This is a genomic window from Aeromonas sp. A35_P (genome assembly GCF_002259925.1).
Taxonomy (GTDB): Bacteria; Pseudomonadota; Gammaproteobacteria; order Enterobacterales; family Aeromonadaceae; genus Aeromonas; species Aeromonas dhakensis.
Genome location: NZ_NEVB01000144.1, coordinates 23,359 through 39,439, shown reverse-complemented (window position 1 = coordinate 39,439; position 16,081 = coordinate 23,359). Strand labels below are relative to the sequence as shown.

13 protein-coding genes and 3 pseudogenes are annotated in these 16,081 nt (G+C 63.4%); 9 read left to right on the top strand and 7 right to left on the bottom strand.

Features of this window, described 5'->3' with window-relative positions; genetic code table 11:
- Positions 1 to 362: 362 nt before the first annotated feature.
- Positions 363 to 677, bottom strand: coding sequence for a hypothetical protein (locus tag CAK78_RS09795; protein WP_005298999.1), 315 nt, complete (start codon positions 675 to 677; stop codon positions 363 to 365).
- A 286-nt stretch (positions 678 to 963) separates the two neighbouring features.
- Here CAK78_RS09795 and CAK78_RS23450 point away from each other — a divergent pair.
- The 3 genes and pseudogenes from CAK78_RS23450 to CAK78_RS09785 all read left to right on the top strand — a co-directional run.
- Positions 964 to 1,275 (top strand): annotated as a pseudogene (locus CAK78_RS23450) (C4-dicarboxylate transporter DcuC); the annotation flags it as partial.
- Positions 1,258 to 1,560, top strand: coding sequence for a hypothetical protein (locus CAK78_RS23445; RefSeq protein WP_441296585.1), 303 nt, complete (start codon positions 1,258 to 1,260; stop codon positions 1,558 to 1,560). The pseudogene CAK78_RS23450 and the gene CAK78_RS23445, both read left to right, overlap by 18 nt.
- Before the next feature lie 2 nt (positions 1,561 to 1,562).
- A complete protein-coding gene (locus CAK78_RS09785) occupies positions 1,563 to 2,702 on the top strand; it encodes a M20 family metallopeptidase (RefSeq protein ID WP_094697141.1) in 1,140 nt (379 codons plus the stop codon).
- A gap of 85 nt (positions 2,703 to 2,787) precedes the next feature.
- Here CAK78_RS09785 and CAK78_RS09780 read toward each other — a convergent pair whose 3' ends face one another.
- The 3 genes from CAK78_RS09780 to asnS form a co-directional block, all read right to left on the bottom strand.
- Positions 2,788 to 3,444, bottom strand: coding sequence for a hypothetical protein (locus CAK78_RS09780; RefSeq protein ID WP_094697140.1), 657 nt, complete (start codon positions 3,442 to 3,444; stop codon positions 2,788 to 2,790).
- 131 nt (positions 3,445 to 3,575) lie between these two features.
- A complete protein-coding gene (locus tag CAK78_RS09775; protein ID WP_005299013.1) occupies positions 3,576 to 4,919 on the bottom strand; it encodes an anaerobic C4-dicarboxylate transporter in 1,344 nt (447 codons plus the stop codon).
- 376 nt (positions 4,920 to 5,295) lie between these two features.
- A complete protein-coding gene (gene asnS / locus CAK78_RS09770) occupies positions 5,296 to 6,696 on the bottom strand; it encodes an asparagine--tRNA ligase (RefSeq protein WP_005299016.1) in 1,401 nt (466 codons plus the stop codon).
- 193 nt (positions 6,697 to 6,889) lie between these two features.
- Between asnS and CAK78_RS09765 the strand changes: the two genes are divergently transcribed.
- The gene (locus tag CAK78_RS09765; protein ID WP_010634517.1) at positions 6,890 to 7,240 is read left to right on the top strand and encodes a hypothetical protein; all 351 of its coding nucleotides are present in this window, start codon (positions 6,890 to 6,892) and stop codon (positions 7,238 to 7,240) included.
- Here the strand turns inward: CAK78_RS09765 and CAK78_RS09760 are convergent.
- Positions 7,237 to 7,938, bottom strand: a pseudogene (locus CAK78_RS09760) (HAMP domain-containing protein). The gene CAK78_RS09765 and the pseudogene CAK78_RS09760 sit on opposite strands and share 4 nt — an antisense overlap.
- A 133-nt stretch (positions 7,939 to 8,071) precedes the next feature.
- Positions 8,072 to 9,346: an adenosylmethionine--8-amino-7-oxononanoate transaminase gene (gene bioA / locus CAK78_RS09755; protein WP_094697139.1), complete on the bottom strand. Its 1,275-nt coding sequence runs from the start codon at positions 9,344 to 9,346 to the stop codon at positions 8,072 to 8,074.
- Positions 9,347 to 9,565: 219 nt separating this feature from the next.
- On the opposite strand from bioA, the gene bioB reads away from it, so the two are divergent.
- From bioB to htpX, 5 genes are all read left to right on the top strand, one after another.
- Entirely contained in the window at positions 9,566 to 10,654 is a 1,089-nt protein-coding gene (gene bioB / locus CAK78_RS09750) for a biotin synthase BioB (RefSeq protein ID WP_094697138.1), read from the top strand.
- Positions 10,651 to 11,847 (top strand): 8-amino-7-oxononanoate synthase, encoded by a 1,197-nt coding sequence (gene bioF, locus CAK78_RS09745; RefSeq protein WP_094697137.1) that lies wholly within the window; start codon positions 10,651 to 10,653, stop codon positions 11,845 to 11,847. The genes bioB and bioF overlap by 4 nt, the downstream gene beginning before the upstream one ends.
- Complete coding sequence (gene bioC / locus CAK78_RS09740; protein WP_094697136.1) at positions 11,837 to 12,640, top strand: malonyl-ACP O-methyltransferase BioC; 804 nt, start codon at positions 11,837 to 11,839, stop codon at positions 12,638 to 12,640. Before bioF ends, bioC begins: the two co-directional genes overlap by 11 nt.
- A gap of 83 nt (positions 12,641 to 12,723) precedes the next feature.
- Entirely contained in the window at positions 12,724 to 13,404 is a 681-nt protein-coding gene (gene bioD / locus CAK78_RS09735; protein ID WP_005299037.1) for a dethiobiotin synthase, read from the top strand.
- A gap of 112 nt (positions 13,405 to 13,516) precedes the next feature.
- On the top strand, positions 13,517 to 14,389 hold the full coding sequence (htpX, locus tag CAK78_RS09730) for a protease HtpX (protein WP_094697135.1): 873 nt from the start codon (positions 13,517 to 13,519) through the stop codon (positions 14,387 to 14,389).
- Between the two features lie 60 nt (positions 14,390 to 14,449).
- On the opposite strand, the pseudogene CAK78_RS09725 reads toward htpX, so the two are convergent.
- A pseudogene (locus CAK78_RS09725) lies at positions 14,450 to 15,982 on the bottom strand (methyl-accepting chemotaxis protein); the annotation flags it as partial.
- Positions 15,983 to 16,081 lie beyond the last annotated feature (99 nt).

Genomic DNA, 16,081 nt, shown 5'->3' with positions numbered 1-16,081 from the left:
GCCTTGAGCACCACCAGCAGGTTGAGGTCGACGCCTCGTAAATTCATTCTGTGCATAATGGAATACTAATAAATCATTTCCTTAAGCAGGGCCTTCACTTTAGTCTCATTTCCCGTCGATGGTCAGCATGAAGCTTGGGTAAATCAGCGATTTATGCAAACCCATGTTGTCCTGTTACCTCTTTCGCGTGGTGCCGGAGGTGGCAAGATTCGACAGCCTGAACTCTTTACTCTGGTCATCCAGAGCGTTGCTTGCTTAGTACCCGCCGTTTCGGCGGGTTTTTTTTGCCTGCGGTTCAGGAGAAGGGGCCCGAAGAAGTACAAAACGCGCCGGTGGGCGCGTTATGGTGAGGGGCTGAGCACTCAGGGCGCAACCGGCCACTGGTAGTCAAACACCTTGGCCCGCTCCCAGGGGGCGTCCGGCAGACTGGAGGAGAGGCCGGTATATTTGCCCACATCGTCCACCACGATGGCGGAGAGGATCGGCAACTGGTGCTCGGTGCAGTACATACGGATGCGTTGCAACAGGGTGCGCAGCTCATCCTGGCAATTCTCCAGCCCGGCCTGCCTGGCCAGCTTGGAGTAACGAATGGTGGTGCGTTCCTTTGCAGACTCGACGAGGATGTCCCATAGCTTGTAGTCGCAGGTCGTCATGCCTGCGGTGGCTCGGTCTGTCATAACTCTCTCCGGCGCGAAACGGTCTCTGTGTGTCGTTGCGCATCTTGGCCAGTTCACTGGCCCCTGACGTTGATCCAAAGCAAAAAAGCCTGAGGTTATTCGCCAGAACGCGTGGCAAAGGGATTCTAAAGGTTTGCCTTTAGTTTAAAAGACCGTTTTTTGTTAAGTGTGCAGCATTTTATTTTATCGAAGTGCGGTCAAGCCATCTTTCTTGACAGGGATCAATGGGAAAGCGCGGTCAGACCACTAGATTCCGCTCCTCGATAACTTTATCAGGAGTGAATATTTGGAACTCGTCTTCGTCTTGCTCGTACTGCTGGCCGTGGTCTACGGCATCGTCAAGGATTACAACCCGCAGGCGGTGCTGGCACTGGCCGGCATGGCCATCTTCACCGTCGCCTACTGGCTGGGATTGCACCCCATTCTGCCCGCCGACAAGAGCACCGGCTTCGCCCTGTTTGACCTGTTCGAGGTGTTCATGGGGATCTTCTCCTACCGGGCGGCGGGCCTCGGCCTCACCATCATGGCGGTGGCCGGCTTTGCGACCTACATGTCCCATATCGGCGCCTCCCAGGCGCTGGTGCGGGTGGCGGTCAAGTTCGGGGTGCCGGCGGTGACCATGCTGTTGCCGATGCAGCTCGCCTCCAGCATAGGCCGCACCGCCTCCCCCATCGCGGCTGTGCTGATCGCCTGCGCGGGCATCGCCAAAGTCTCCCCCTTCGTGGTGGTCAAGCGCACCTGTGTGCCCATGGCTGGCGCCCTGGTGACGGCGCTCACCTCAACTATCTGCTGTTTATGTAAGCGGGTGGCGGACGACACGGGTCGTACGCCCCTTTCACTCGGCTATCGGACGGGAGGCGTGCCCACCTGTCCCAGGAGATGACAATGACAGACTCTCGCAACGCTTTTTCTCTGGACGCCTACCTGGCGGATCTGGCACCCCTCATCAACCTCGATTGCGGTACCCGCACCCCGGCCGGGGTGGCGACGGTGGCCGACATCATGACCGAGAAATATGAGGCCATCGGCTGGCAGGTGACTCGCCACCAGTTCGCCGCCGAGTGCGGCCCCTGCCTCGAGGCAACCAATGCCCCCGGCGCCAGCCATTACGACGTGATGCTGGTGGGCCACATGGACACCGTCTTCCCGGTGGGGACGGCGGCCAAGCGCCCGTTGAAAGTGGAAGGCAATCAGGCCTTTGGCCCTGGCGTGTCGGACATGAAGAGCGGCCTGCTCTCCACCTGGTATGCCCTCAAGGGGATGGACCCGGCCGTGCTGGCCAGGCTCAAGGTGCTGGTCTGCTGCAACTGTGACGAGGAGATAGGCTCCCCCTGGTCCAAAGCGTGGCTGGTGGAAAAAGCCAAGCAGAGCGGCTGCGTGCTGGTGGCCGAGGCGGCCCGCCCGAACGGGGATCTCATCAGCGCCCGCAAGGGCAATGCCAAGTACCGCATTACCTTCCACGGCAAGGCTTCCCACGCCGGCTCTGTGCTGAGCGAGGGGATCTCCGCCATTACCGAGCTGGCCCATTGGGTGCTCGCCATCAACCAGCAGGTCAACCTCGACACCGGCACCACCATGAACGTGGGGGTGGTGCAGGGAGGGACCGGCGTCAACGTGGTGCCGGACTTTGCCGAGGCGATCGTCGACTTGCGCTTCTGGAGCAATGACGAAGCGGCCGCCGTGCACGAGCGGCTCACCTTCATGGCCAACAACCCCTTCCTCGCCGGTTGCCGGGTCGAGGTGGATCGTCAGAGCTTCAAGCCGGCGATGCGCCCGGGCGGCGACACCGAGGCGTTGATGGCGCTGGTTGCGGTGGCAGCGAAAGAGGAGGGGATCACCTTCAACTGGCTGGAGGCCGGTGGCGGCTCCGATGCCAACTTCACCGCCGCGGCGGGCGTGCCGTCGCTCGATGGCTTCGGCCCCATGGGGGGCGGCTTCCACTCGGAGGCGGAGTTCCTGCTGCTGGAGAGCGTCGAGCCGCGCATCCGCCTGCTGCAGCGGGTGCTGGGCAAGCTGGCCAGATAGGCTGCATGACAAGCAAAACGGGAGGCCATCGCCTCCCGTTTTTTATCTGTTGTGCCGGAGCCAACCGGTCGAACGGAACTGCGTGCTACTCCTCACCCTCCAGCAGATAGGCAAGCCGTTCCTGACGGGCGACCTGCCAGTGGCCGAGCACCAGCGGCGCCACAAAGCCCGGGCCGTCGGTCACCATGGTGTGATACTCCCCCTGCTCGCCGCAGGCATCGAAGCCCCGGGTGGCCGCCAGCTGCTGCAGCTCGGCGAGGGCTCCCTTGTCCAGCACCCGCCCCACCCACTCGGGGGTCAGCACATCGGTATCGACACAGGAGAGGTGGGCGACGATGCCGCGGGCCAGCAGATCTGCCAGCAGCGCCTCGCGGGGTTGCTGCCAGAGCGGGGTGTGGACGGTGAGGCCAAGCGGGCGGCAACGCTCGCGGATCCAGTTCGGTGCGCCGGCCACGCTGTCAATATCGCCGGTCACCACCCCATCGAGTTGCCACTCCTCCTTGAGCTTGGTCAGCGCCCGCTCATAACCGAGATCGAACGGCGCCTCTATGGTGACCAGCCGATGGGGCAGCCCGAGGGCCGTTGCCTGTCGGCGCACTTGCGACAGGGGATGGGCGAGAAAGCGGGGCGAAGGGGGGGCAAAGGTCGCCAGTGCCACCACCTGATGACCCGCTTCACGGGCATGGCAGAGCGCCTGCATGGCATCCTTGCCGCCGCTCCAGAGCACGATGACGCGAGACATGGGGGAGATTCCGCAAGAAAAAGAGGGGTCATGCTACCCAGAGTGCGGGCGGTTGGCAAAGCGGGAAGGTGAGCGAAAAGCACAGGCCCCCGAGCGGGGGCCTGTGGAACGGATTGCGCGGTGCGACCCCGTCAGAGCAGTATGCTGGTCAGGATAAAGCCCAGCGAGCAGGAGGTCACCACCCCGATCAGCCCCGGAATGATGAAGCTGTGGTTGATGATGAACTTGCCGATGCGGGTGGTGCCGGAGCGGTCGAAACCGATACAGGCCAGATCGCTCGGGTAGGTCGGCAGCACGAAGTAGCCGTAGCTCGCCGGCAGGAAGGCGATCAGCAGCTTGGGTTCGACCCCCAGCGCCAGCCCCATGGGGGCGATGGCGGTCAGCGCCGCGGCCTGGCTGTTTACCAGCTTGGAGATGAGGAACAGCACCAGGGCGTAGGTCCAGGGCTGGGCCTGTACCACGTGGGCCAGGGTCTCCTTGAGCAGCGGCATGTGGGCCTGGAAGAAGGTTTCGCTCATCCAGGCGACCCCGAACACGGAGAAGATGGCGACCATGCCCGCCTTGAAGACGGCGCCGTTGGCGATCTCGCCCGGCTTGACCTTGCAGCGCATCAGTATGATGGCACCGGCGATCAGCATCATCATCTGGATCACCAGGTTCATGGAGAGCGGGCCGGTTTTGTCCTTGATGGTGAAGACCGGACGCAGACCTTCGTTGGCACCCAGCAGCACCACGGCAGCGATGGCGGCGAAGAAGATCCAGGTAGACCAGTAGGCCTCTTTCGGGAACTTGGTGTTGAGCAGGGTTTCACCGCCGCCATAGATAAAGGCGCGCTGCTCCGGATCCTGGATCTTGGCCTGGAACTCCTCGTCCTTGTCCAGATCTTTGCCGCGGCGCAGGCTCCAGAGGGCCGCTACGATGACGCCGGTCAGGGAGGAGGGGATGGCGATCATCAGGATGTCGAGCAGACCGTAGGCCTGACCGATGCCGTGACCGGCCGCCAGGATGGAGACCATGGAGACCACGGCCACCGAGACCGGCGAGGCGCAGATGGCCATCTGGGAGGCGACGGAGGCCACTGCCATCGGGCGCTCGGGACGGATGTTCTTCTGCAGCGCGATGTCGGCGATGATGGGGAACATGGTGTAGACCACGTGGCCGGTACCGCACAGGAAGGTGAGGGTCCAGGTGGTGAGCGGCGCCAGTATGGTGATGTATTGGGGGTGACGGCGCAGCAGACGCTCGGCCACCTGCATCATCAGGTTGAGACCGCCGGCGGTCTGCAGGGTGGCGGCACAACCGATCACCGCCAGTATGGTCAGCATCACCTGCACCGGCGGTTCGCCCGGCACCAGACCGAACACGAAGGTCAGCAGGAACAGACCGATGCCGCTGATGAGACCCAGCCCCATGCCGCCAAACCGGGTACCCAGCAGCAAGCAGCCGAGTACCACCAAAAATTCCATCAAGATCATTCCATTACCTCGCGTTATTTAATCCATGTAAGTGCTGTGTTGGGCGCATGGACCGGGATTGTCTGTTTTTTATTTAGCCCTAAAGGGTTAGTGGTTATTTTGCCTGCCACAAGGGGGCAAAAATTTGAGGTACTTCAATAACTCATCGCTTTTTGATTTAACGCCATAAAAACCACGTATTAACCCTTTTGTTATTTTATGGGTAACAGGTGGCATCGTATGGAGCTTGAAGGCGGGCAGGGTAGCAGGATAAAAAGGCGAGGGGAGTGGTTTGTTGCAAAAAAAGTGATTAATTGTGGCCAAGGCAAGCCGGTGGCAGGGGGGCGGGCAACAAAAAGCCGACCCTGAGGTCGGCTTTGTCGGCAAAGTCCCGTAATCAGAACTCGGCGGTGCGTGGGGTACGCGGGAAGGGGATCACGTCGCGCACGTTGCCCATGCCGGTCACGTAGACCACCAGACGCTCGAAGCCCAGACCGAAACCGGAGTGCGGCACAGTGCCGTAGCGGCGCAGGTCGCGGTACCACCAGTAGTCTTCCTTGTTCAGGCCCATCTCGGCCAGACGGGCATCCAGCACCTCGAGACGCTCTTCACGCTGGGAGCCGCCGATGATCTCGCCGATGCCCGGGGCCAGTACGTCCATGGCGGCAACTGTCTTGCCATCGTCGTTGAGGCGCATGTAGAAGGCCTTGATGTCTTTCGGGTAGTTCTTCACTACTACCGGTGACTTGAAGTGCTCTTCGGCCAGGTAGCGCTCGTGCTCGGAAGAGAGATCGATACCCCAGGAGACCGGGAACTCGAAGCTCTTGCCGCAGTTCTTCAGCACTTCGATGGCGTCTGTGTAGTCAATCTGGGCGAAATCGGAGGCAACGAAGCGCTCCAGACGGCCGATGGCGTCCTTGTCCACGTGCTGGGCGAAGAACTCCAGATCGTCGCGGCGCTCGCTCAGCACGGCGTTGAAGACGTACTTCAGCATGGCTTCGGCCAGCGCGGCGTTGTCTTCCAGATCGGCGAAGGCCACTTCCGGCTCCACCATCCAGAACTCGGCCAGGTGGCGGCTGGTGTTGGAGTTTTCGGCGCGGAAGGTCGGCCCGAAGGTGTAGACCTTGGACAGGGCGCAGGCGTAGGTCTCGACGTTCAGCTGGCCGGATACGGTCAGGAAGGTCTCCTTGCCGAAGAAGTCCTTGTCGTAGTCCACCTTGCCTTGCGGGGTGCGCGGCAGGTTTTCCAGATCCAGGGTGGAGACGCGGAACATCTCGCCGGCCCCTTCGGTGTCGGAGGCGGTGATGAGCGGGGCCGCGATCCAGAGGTAGCCCTGTTCGTGGAAGAAGCGGTGAATGGCCTGGGAGAGGCAGTTGCGTACCCGGGTCACGGCGCCGACGATGTTGGTGCGGGCACGCAGGTGGCCCTGCTCGCGCAGGTACTCAATGCTGTGGCGCTTGGCGGACATGGGGTAGGTGTCCGGATCTTCGACCCAGCCCACCACCTTGACCTCGGTGGCCTGCAGTTCGAACGCCTGGCCGCTGCCCTGGGACTCGACCACGGTGCCGGTCACTTCGACGGAGCAAGCTGTGGTCAGACGCTGCACTTCATTCTCGTAATTGGCCAGGGTATTGGGGACGACGGCCTGTACCGGATGGAAACAGGAGCCATCGGAAACGGCCAAAAATGAGATCCCCGCCTTGGAATCACGGCGGGTCCGGATCCACCCTTTCACTGTCAGGGTGGTGCCGACCGAATACTTACCGGCCAGCACATCTACTACGGATGCGTGCGTCATCGAAATATTGTCTCCAGCTTGTTCTTGCAGCGCTATTTGCAACACTAGGGGTCTGGCCCGGGCACAGATGGCCCACCATGGCAGACTAAGCCGTTCATCTTACCCGCGCAGGTTTGATAAACAAGCAAAAATGTCGGACTCTGGGGGGGATTTCGGCGCCAATCGCTTCATTGGCGGGCCAGCGGAACGGGGGATGGACGTGAAAGAGCGGCGACGGGGGCCGGACGGGCTGACACGGGTGTTGCGGGGGCTGGTGATCCTCTGCTGGGGCGGCTTTATCGTGCTGCTCTCCCTCTACCACTTCGCCCGGCCAGAGGTGGCCTACGGTTTTCTGGTCTATGGCGGGATCAAGGTGCGCCAGAGCTGGGATCCCCAGCTCACCCCCTGGCTGCTGCACGGGCTCTGGGGATGCTGCCTGCTGACCCTGGCGGTGCTGCTGGCAGAGCGTTGGCGCTGCCGGCGGCGGGAGGACACGGGGCGGGTGCACCTGGCTATCTTGCTGCTGATCCTCGTCGCCAGCCTGCTGTTCTACTACCTGGGCTAGTCTGCCGGCCCGGAGGGGTCGCGGCTGGAGGGCGCTTGCCCCGCCCGCGGCTGCTCGCCAGCGGAGCGCTTGCCGAGCTGGCGTTCCACGCTGTCGAGCATCTGGTTGTAGGCGAGCGCCACCCGGCCAATCTCGTCCCCCTCATCCCCTTCCAGCCGGTGGCCGAAGTCGTGCAGATCGGTGGCCTCCTCCATGGAGCGGGTCAGCTGGTTGAGAGGGCGGACGATCTAGGTACGGATGACCCAGAGGGTGAGCAGCAGCCCCAGCCCGAAGATGACGGTGAGGCTCAGGGCCGAGGTGAGAATGTTCTGCTCGACCCGGGTAAACAGGGTGTCGAGGGAGTAATCAAAGCGCACCGCCCCCAGCACGGTATTCTCCGGCACCTGGTGGCAGCTGGTGCAATCGGTGCCGCGAAAATCCTTCTTGGCCAGCAGCGGGCGGGTCACCACCAGCTTGCTGTGCATGCCGTCGTGTACCACCTCCAGGCTCCCTTTGCCCGCCAGTGCCAGCTCGTCGAACCTGTCCTTGGACTGCTCGTGCTCGCGGCCGGCTTCGGTCTGCTCGCGGCTCTGCTCCTTGATGAGGGTCAGGATGAGGTCGCGCTCGCGCACCGCCTGATAGGCCGCGGAAAACACCAGCACCATGGAGAAGATGAACAGCAGGAAGAAGTTGATTTTGGCAGCAATGGAGAGGCGCATGGGAACGGTACATCTGTTGGGTAAAACCCGCGCAGTCTACGCGTCCTGGCGGCCCGGGTCTGGTGTCTTGCTCACATTCTGATGAAAAAGATTCAAAAGACCCTGCCTGAGCGGCAGGGTCTGCGCTGTTGGCTCAGAACTCGCCGCTGTGGATGGCGGCGGCGATGGCGCCGGTCAGCACGGTCAACTGTGCCGGGCTGATGACGAAGGGGGGCATCAGGTAGATGAGCTTGCCAAAGGGGCGGATCCAGGCCCCGAGCGCCACGAACTTGCGCTGGATGCGCGCCACGTCCACCCGCTCCTTCATCTCCACCACCCCGATGGCGCCGAGCACCCGCACGTCGGCCACTGCCGGATGCAGGGTCAGTTCCACCAGTTCGGTGCGCAGTTGATGCTCGATGGCGCGCACCCGCTCAGCCCAAGGCGAGGCCAGCAGCAGTTCGATGGAGGCGTTGGCCACCGCGCAGGCCAGCGGATTGCCCATAAAGGTGGGGCCGTGCATGAAGACGCCGGCCTTCCCATCACACACGGTGCGAGCCACATGCTCGGTAGTGAGCGTGGCCGAGAGCGTCAGGTAGCCGCCGGTGAGCGCCTTGCCCAGACACATGATGTCGGGGCTGATGCCGGCCCAGTCGCAGGCAAACAGCTGGCCGGTGCGGCCAAAGCCGGTGGCTATCTCGTCGGCAATCAAGAGCACGCCGAACTCGTCGCACAGGGCGCGCACCCACTGCAGGTAGCGGGGGTGGTAGAAGCGCATGCCGCCGGCGCCCTGCACTATGGGTTCGAGCACGATGGCGGCGATCTCTTCGTGATGATCAGCCATCAGGGTGGCCAGCTCCACCACGCAACGCTCGTCCCACTCGGCGTGGAAACGGCAGCTGGGGGCTTCGACGAAATGGTGCTCGGGCAGGAAGCCCTTGTAGAGTTCGTGCATGCCGCCATCCGGGTCGCACACGCTCATGGCGCCGAAGGTGTCGCCGTGATAGCCACCGCGCAGGGCAATGAACTTGGCGCGAGGTGTCCCCTTGGCGTGCCAGTACTGCTGGGCCATCTTGAGCGCCACCTCTACCGCCACCGAGCCTGAATCCGCCAGAAACACCCGATCCAGCCCCTTTGGGGTGATCGCCACCAGCTTGCGACAGAGCTCCACCGCCGGTGCGTGGGTCAGACCGCCAAACATCACGTGGGACATCTTGCCGAGCTGGGTGGTGGCGGCCGCATCGAGCTCGGGCACCTGATAGCCGTGCACGCAGGCCCACCAGGAGCTCATGCCGTCCACCAGCTGGCGGCCGTCGCTGAGGGTGAGGGTCACCCCCTTGGCGCTGGCCACTTCATAGCAGGGCAGGGGGTGGGTGAGGGAGGTATAGGGGTGCCACACATGGTGCAAATCGAATTCTTGGTTGGTCATTTGTTGTTCTGTTGTCAATTTGATTGATCTGGTCGGTGTTGACAGTCTACGCGCGCTCTCTACACTAGCCAACAATTTCAGCCACTTGGCCCTGCGCGCATCTCTGTTCGCCCGGGCCAGGTGGCGGGTTTTGCGCTTCTCTCTTGCAAGGAACTTTTGCAAAGAGGTCTTGCAAGCAAGGCGGCGCAGGATCCCACCAATAACAACCGGAAGCCATGTATGAATGCTGTCACCGCGGGCGCTCACGCCCTTCGTCACGACTGGACCCTCGCCGAGGTTCAGGCCCTGTTTGCCCTGCCATTCAACGATCTGCTGTTTCGGGCCCAGATCGTGCACCGCGCCCATTTCGACCCGAACGAGGTGCAGGTGAGCACCCTGCTCTCCATCAAGACAGGTGCCTGCCCGGAGGATTGCAAGTACTGCCCCCAGAGCGCCCGTTATCACACCGGCCTTGAGGCCGAGCGGCTGATGGAGGTGGAGAAGGTGCTGGAGCGGGCCCGCGAAGCCAAGGCCAACGGCTCGTCCCGCTTCTGCATGGGGGCGGCCTGGCGCAACCCCAAAGAGAAGGACATGCCCTATATCCTGCGGATGATCGAGGAGGTACGCGGGCTCGGTATGGAGACCTGCATGACGCTTGGGATGCTCACCGCCGATCAGGCGGCGCGCCTCGGCGCCGCCGGCCTTGACTACTACAACCACAACCTCGACACCTCGCCGGAGTTCTACGGCGACATCATCACCACCCGCACCTATCAGGACCGGCTCGATACCCTGGAGCATGTGCGCGGCGCCGGCATGAAGGTCTGCTCCGGCGGCATCGTCGGCATGGGGGAGCAGGCGAAAGATCGGGCGGGCCTCTTGATGGCGCTCGCCAATTTGCCGCGTCACCCGGAGAGCGTGCCCATCAACATGCTGGTCAAGGTGAAGGGAACGCCGCTGGAGAACCAGGAGAACCTGGATCCGTTCGAGTTTATACGCACCATCGCCGTGGCGCGCATCATGATGCCGGCCTCCCACGTGCGTCTCTCCGCCGGGCGGGAGAAGATGAACGAGCAGATGCAGGCCATGTGCTTCATGGCGGGGGCCAACTCCATCTTCTACGGCTGCAAGTTGCTGACCACCCCCAACCCGGACGAGAACAGCGACATGCAGCTGTTCAAGCGGCTTGGCATTCGCCCCGCCCAGCGGGCCCAGAAGCCGGATCAGGTTCAAGAAGAGGAGCTGCTGGCCGAGGTGAGTCGCCAGAGCGAACCCGCCGAGATGTTTTATGACGCCACCCGCCCCCGTGCAGGAACCGTGCGGTCATGACGGGCCCCGCAGTAACGGGTCCCTTTGAGTTGAGCGCAGCGCTGGCCGAACGCGAACAGGCCAGCCTGCTGCGCAGTCGCGTCGCTACCGACGGCGCGAGTGGCGGGCGGCTCAAGGTTGGGGGGGGCGATTACCTCAACTTTTCCGCCAACGACTATCTGGGGCTGGGCGGTCACCCCGCCATCAAGGTCGCCTTCCAGGAGGGCATCGAGCGCTATGGTGCGGGGGCCGGTGCCTCGCCGCTGGTGACCGGTTACAGCCGGGCCCACCAGCAGCTGGAAGAGACGCTTGCTGACTGGTTGGGGGTGGAGGCGGTGCTGCTGTTCAACTGCGGCTTCTCGGCCAATCAGGCTGTGCTCAAGGCCCTGCTCGGCAAGGAGCATCTGCTGTGGCAGGACAGGCTCAACCACGCCTCCCTGCAGGGGATGGGCAGCCAGCTCCCCTGCAAGATGAAACGCTTCGGTCACAACGACATGGCGGCCCTTGAGCGTCAACTTGAGCCAAGTCGAGGCTTGATCGTCTCGGAGGGGGTGTTCAGCATGGACGGGGATCAGGGCCCCTGGCGCGAGCTCGCAGCCCTGGCCGCCAAAAGCGGCAACTGGCTGATGATCGACGATGCCCACGGCCTCGGCGTGCTGGGGCCACAAGGGCGCGGCACCCTGGCGGCCCAGGGGGTGAACCCGGCCGGCGTGCACATCCAGATGGGCACCTTTGGCAAGGCGCTGGGGGTAGCCGGCGCCTTTGTGGGCGGCAGTCGCGAGCTGGTGGCGTATCTCGTGAACTTCGCCCGCCATTACGTCTACAGCACCCATATGCCGGCGGCTCAGGCCTGCGCCGTGCGCCAGAGCATCGAACTGGTGCGCGCCGCCGACGAATCCCGCGGCCAGCTTGGTGAACTCATCACCCGTTTTCGGCAAGGGGCGCAGGCGCTGGGCTGGCGGCTGGGTGACAGCAATACCCCCATCCAGCCGCTGCTGGTGGGGGAGAGCGGTGCAGCCCTGCAACTGGCCGAGCGGCTGCGCGAATGCGGCGTCTGGGTGAGTGCCATCCGCCCGCCCACGGTACCGGTCGGCACGGCGCGCCTTCGCATCACCCTCTGCGCCGCTCACCGCGCTGAGGACGTGGATCGGCTGCTCGATGCCCTCGGCCCCTGCCTGGTTGATAACGAGAGAGGGGGCACCCATGCTGCATGAGCGTTTTCAGGCGGTCGACAAGGCCCAGCTTGCCCGCCGTTTTGGCGCCGCCGCCCGTCACTACGATGCCCACGCCCGCTTCCAGCAAGAGGTGGGGCAGGCGCTGCTGGTGCGGATGAGTGCGGCGGGTATGCATGAGGGGCTGGAAGGTCGCGGGCTCGATCTGGGCTGCGGTACCGGCTTCTTTCTGCCGGCTCTGGCCGGGCGTTGCAGCGAGCTGACCGGGCTGGATCTCGCCCCTGGCATGCTGGCCCAGGCGGCCCTTCGCGGCAGCGGCGCCCGCCTGCTGTGCGGCGATGCCGAGCAATTGCCCTTTGCCGACGGGACGTTTGACTGGGTCTTCTCCAGCTTGGCCTTGCAATGGTGCGAGCGACCGGCCCAGGCCTTCGCCGAGCTGCACCGGGTGCTCAAACCCGGTGGCCGGCTGCTGTTCTCGACCCTGTTGGCCGAGTCGCTCTGGCAACTGCGTGAGGCCTGGCGTACGGTTGACGAGTGTGCTCATGTCAATCGCTTCCTCAGCCTGCCACAATTGCAGCATGCCATCGCCACCGGCGGGTTTTCCGCCCCTGTGCTGGAGAGCCTGACATGGTCGCTCGGCTACCCCGAGCTCAACGGTTTGCTGCGCGATCTCAAGGGGATCGGCGCCAGCCAGGTCAATGACGAGCGTCATACCGGCCTTGGCAGCCGTCAGCGCTTGCTGCGTCTGAGCCAGGCCTATGAGGCCCATCGTCAGCCGGATGGTCTGCTGGCCGCCAGTTATCAGGTTTGCCTCGGCCAGCTGATCCGCCGTTAACCGGCGATCTAGGCCGAGAGAATTGAGCTGCGGGTGCCCCGCCATATCGAGCCTGGGCACCCGCACCGTATTGAGGAGTCATCATGGTCAAATCCTTCTTCGTCACCGGCACCGATACCGATGTGGGCAAGACACTGGTCGCCCGCACCCTGCTGCTGGAGTTCGCCGCACACGGCATCCGCTGCGCCGGTTACAAGCCCGTCTCCGCCGGCTGTGCCCGCACCCCGGAGGGGCTGCGCAATCTGGATGCGGTGCTGCTGCAGGAGGCGGCGAGCCTGCCGCTGCCCTACGATCTGGTCAATCCCTACGCCTACGAGCCGCCCATCGCGCCCCATATCGCCGCCAGCGAAGCGCGCGACGCCATCACCCTGAAGGGGTTGTCGGACGGGCTGCGCCAGATTGAGCAGGCGGGGGCCGAGCTGGTGGTGGTGGAGGGAGCGGGGGGCTGGTTCCTGCCACTCGATCGCAAGCACCTGCTGTCGGACTGGGTCAAGCAGGAGAACATGCCGGTGATCATGGTGGTGGGGGCCAAACTGGGCTGTCTCAACCATGCCCTGCTCACCTTCGCCGCCATTCGCAACAACAACCTGCCGGTGGCGGGCTGGGTCATCAACCGGCTGCACGGCTCCATGAGCCACTATCAGGAGAATCTGGACACCCTGCGGGGCTTGCTGCCGGCCCCGTTTTTGGGTGAAATACCCTTTGTAAACAATCCGCTCGAGGCTGATCTGCGCGGGCGACTCGACATTTCGCCCCTGCTCTGAATCCGACATTCAGCGAACATTCATAGAAACTGTCTATTATGCGTGACAGGTGTGGCCCGGCCGGCAGCGAACTGGTGACGGGCCACGCATCCATATCTCACAAGGAGTCAATATGAAGCGAATTATGCTATTCCTGGTGACCAACCTGGCCGTCATGCTGGTGCTGGGGGTGGTACTCAATATCCTGTTCTCGGTTCTGGGGATCAACAAGTCCAGCATTTCCGGTCTGTTGGTGTTCTGTGCCGTGTTCGGTTTTGGGGGTTCCTTTATCTCCTTGCTGATGTCCAAGTGGATGGCCAAGCGCAGCTATGGCGTCCAGGTCATCGAGCAACCCCGCAACGAGACCGAGCACTGGCTGGTCAGTACCGTGGCCCGTCAGGCCCGTGAAGCGGGCATCAAGATGCCGGAAGTGGGGATCTACGACTCCCCCGAGATGAACGCCTTCGCCACCGGCGCCCGCCGTGACGACTCGCTGGTTGCCGTCTCCTCCGGTCTGCTCTACAGCATGAGCCGTGACGAGGCGGAAGCCGTGCTGGCCCACGAGGTGAGCCACGTGGCCAACGGCGACATGGTGACCCTGACCCTGATCCAGGGGGTGGTGAACACCTTCGTAATGTTCTTCGCCCGCATCGTGGCCGGCGTCATCAGCAACTTCTTCAGCTCCAACAACGAGGAAGAGAGCAGCAGCACCGGCGGTTTTGCCTACATGATCACCGTGTTCGTGCTGGAGATGGTGTTCGGCGTGCTGGCCTCCATCATCGTCATGTGGTTCAGCCGTCAGCGCGAATTCCGCGCCGACGCCGGCGCTGCCAAACTGGCTGGCCGCGACAAGATGATCGCCGCCCTCGAACGCCTCTCCCGCGGTGCCGAGCCGCGGCTGGAAGGCTCCATGATGGCGTTCGGCATCAACGGCAAGCGCTCCATGAGCGAGCTGTTCATGAGCCACCCGCCCATCGAACAGCGCATCGCCGCCCTGCGCGGTTAAGCGAAAGCGCCAATGAAAACGGCTGCCCTCGGGCAGCCGTTTTGCTTTGTGCGCTTTGCGCTACAGCTTGAAGTGGGCCATCTCCTGGCGCAGCAGCCGTGACAGCTGCTTGAGCTTGGCCGCCTCCTGCGAGACGTGGCGGGCGGCATCCCCCGACTGCTCGGAGAGGGAGGTGATGTTGCCGACGGTGGAGACCACCTCGTTGGCGGCGGTGGACTGCTCGCGCAGGGTGTGGCTGATCTCCCCCATCAGGCCGGTCAGGTTGGAGGCGTGATCCTGGATGCTGGCGATGGCCGCGCCGGTCTGGCTGGCCAGGCTCACCCCGCGGGAGACGTTGTTGACCGTGTTCTCCATGCTGCGGATGGATGCGTCCGCCCCGCTCTGGATCTTACCGATCATGCCGGTGATCTGCTGGGTGGAGGCGGCCGAGCGGCTGGCGAGGTTGCGCACCTCGTCGGCCACCACCGCAAAGCCGCGCCCCTGCTCGCCGGCCCGGGCCGCCTCGATGGCGGCGTTGAGGGCCAGCAGGTTGGTCTGATCGGCGATGCCGCGGATCACCTCGATGATCTCCGAGATCTGCTGGGTGTGGCTGTTGAGATCAGCGATGCTGCTGGCGGCGTTGGAGACGGTATCCGAGATGCTCTGGATGCTGTCGAGGGTCTGCTTGATGACCCCGGAGCCCTCTTCCAGGGTGTTGGCGGAGATCTTGCTCAGCTCGTCGGCGTGGGTGGCGTTGTCCGAGAGGTGGCTGATGCTCACCACCAGCTCCTCGATGGCGGCCGCCATGGTCTGGGTACTGGTCTGCTGGGAGGTGGCGAACTGGGCGGTCTGCTCCGCTATCTGGGCGATGCTGTCGGCCGAGCCTGAGAGCTCTTCGCTGGAGTGGGATACCTGGGCGATGATCCCCTTGAGGGTGCTTTGCATGGTGGCGAGCAGGCCGATCAGGCTCTCCTTGGCACCGGCCGGCACCTTGATGGGCTGGGAGAAGTCCCCCTCGGCCAGGTGGTTGAGATCGCTTCTGAGCTGGCTGACCGAGGTGCCGACCAGATCGATCTGCGCCTTGTAGGTGCGCCAGAGGAAGAACATCAACACCAGGCCGAGCGCGATGAACAGGTAGCGCAGCATGGCGGACTGGCTGGTGGCGTCATCCACCGCCTGCTGGGTGCGGGTTTCCATCATGACGTAAAAGTCGTCGATGGGGGACATGATGCGCCCCTTGTTCTGGTGATAGGTCTTGTCATGCATCATGGCGATGGCCTTCTGCTGGTTGGCGACCAGATCGCCATCGGTCTGCTGCACCAGCTTGAAGGCGGCCACCTCGGTGTTGACCAGGGCATCCGAGTTGTTCTTGGCTTCGTTGAGCTTGGCCAGCTCGCCCTCGGTAAAGCCGGCATCCTTCATCAGATCGATGAGGCCGCGACGCACCTGGCTGTCGGGGCGCGGGTTCTGGCCGTTGGCGGCGACGAAGTCCCAGTAGATGCGGTTGTAGCCCTGCGGCCGGTTCTGCTCCCCGTTGCGAATGGCCAGGATCCGCATGTACTGCTGCTCGTAGGCGGGATCCTTGGTGATCACATAGGTGCGGCCGAGGCGGCGGGTCGGCGAAAAGGTGCGAGAAAGTAGACGCGAAGGCAAAGGGGGTGAAAAGCGCGGCCGGGTGCATGCTCCCGGCCGGCGGTATTATTGTGTCTCGAT

What these genes read in the sequence shown, in the direction of transcription:
- CAK78_RS09795 (WP_005298999.1), bottom strand. Translation starts at nt 677, where the DNA reads ATGACAGACCGAGCCACCGCAGGCATGACGACCTGCGACTACAAGCTA.
- CAK78_RS09785 (WP_094697141.1), top strand. Translation starts at nt 1,563, where the DNA reads ATGACAGACTCTCGCAACGCTTTTTCTCTGGACGCCTACCTGGCGGAT.
- CAK78_RS09780 (WP_094697140.1), bottom strand. Translation starts at nt 3,444, where the DNA reads ATGTCTCGCGTCATCGTGCTCTGGAGCGGCGGCAAGGATGCCATGCAG.
- CAK78_RS09775 (WP_005299013.1), bottom strand. Translation starts at nt 4,919, where the DNA reads ATGATCTTGATGGAATTTTTGGTGGTACTCGGCTGCTTGCTGCTGGGT.
- asnS (WP_005299016.1), bottom strand. Translation starts at nt 6,696, where the DNA reads ATGACGCACGCATCCGTAGTAGATGTGCTGGCCGGTAAGTATTCGGTC.
- CAK78_RS09765 (WP_010634517.1), top strand. Translation starts at nt 6,890, where the DNA reads ATGGACGTGAAAGAGCGGCGACGGGGGCCGGACGGGCTGACACGGGTG.
- bioA (WP_094697139.1), bottom strand. Translation starts at nt 9,346, where the DNA reads ATGACCAACCAAGAATTCGATTTGCACCATGTGTGGCACCCCTATACC.
- bioB (WP_094697138.1), top strand. Translation starts at nt 9,566, where the DNA reads ATGAATGCTGTCACCGCGGGCGCTCACGCCCTTCGTCACGACTGGACC.
- bioF (WP_094697137.1), top strand. Translation starts at nt 10,651, where the DNA reads ATGACGGGCCCCGCAGTAACGGGTCCCTTTGAGTTGAGCGCAGCGCTG.
- bioC (WP_094697136.1), top strand. Translation starts at nt 11,837, where the DNA reads ATGCTGCATGAGCGTTTTCAGGCGGTCGACAAGGCCCAGCTTGCCCGC.
- bioD (WP_005299037.1), top strand. Translation starts at nt 12,724, where the DNA reads ATGGTCAAATCCTTCTTCGTCACCGGCACCGATACCGATGTGGGCAAG.
- htpX (WP_094697135.1), top strand. Translation starts at nt 13,517, where the DNA reads ATGAAGCGAATTATGCTATTCCTGGTGACCAACCTGGCCGTCATGCTG.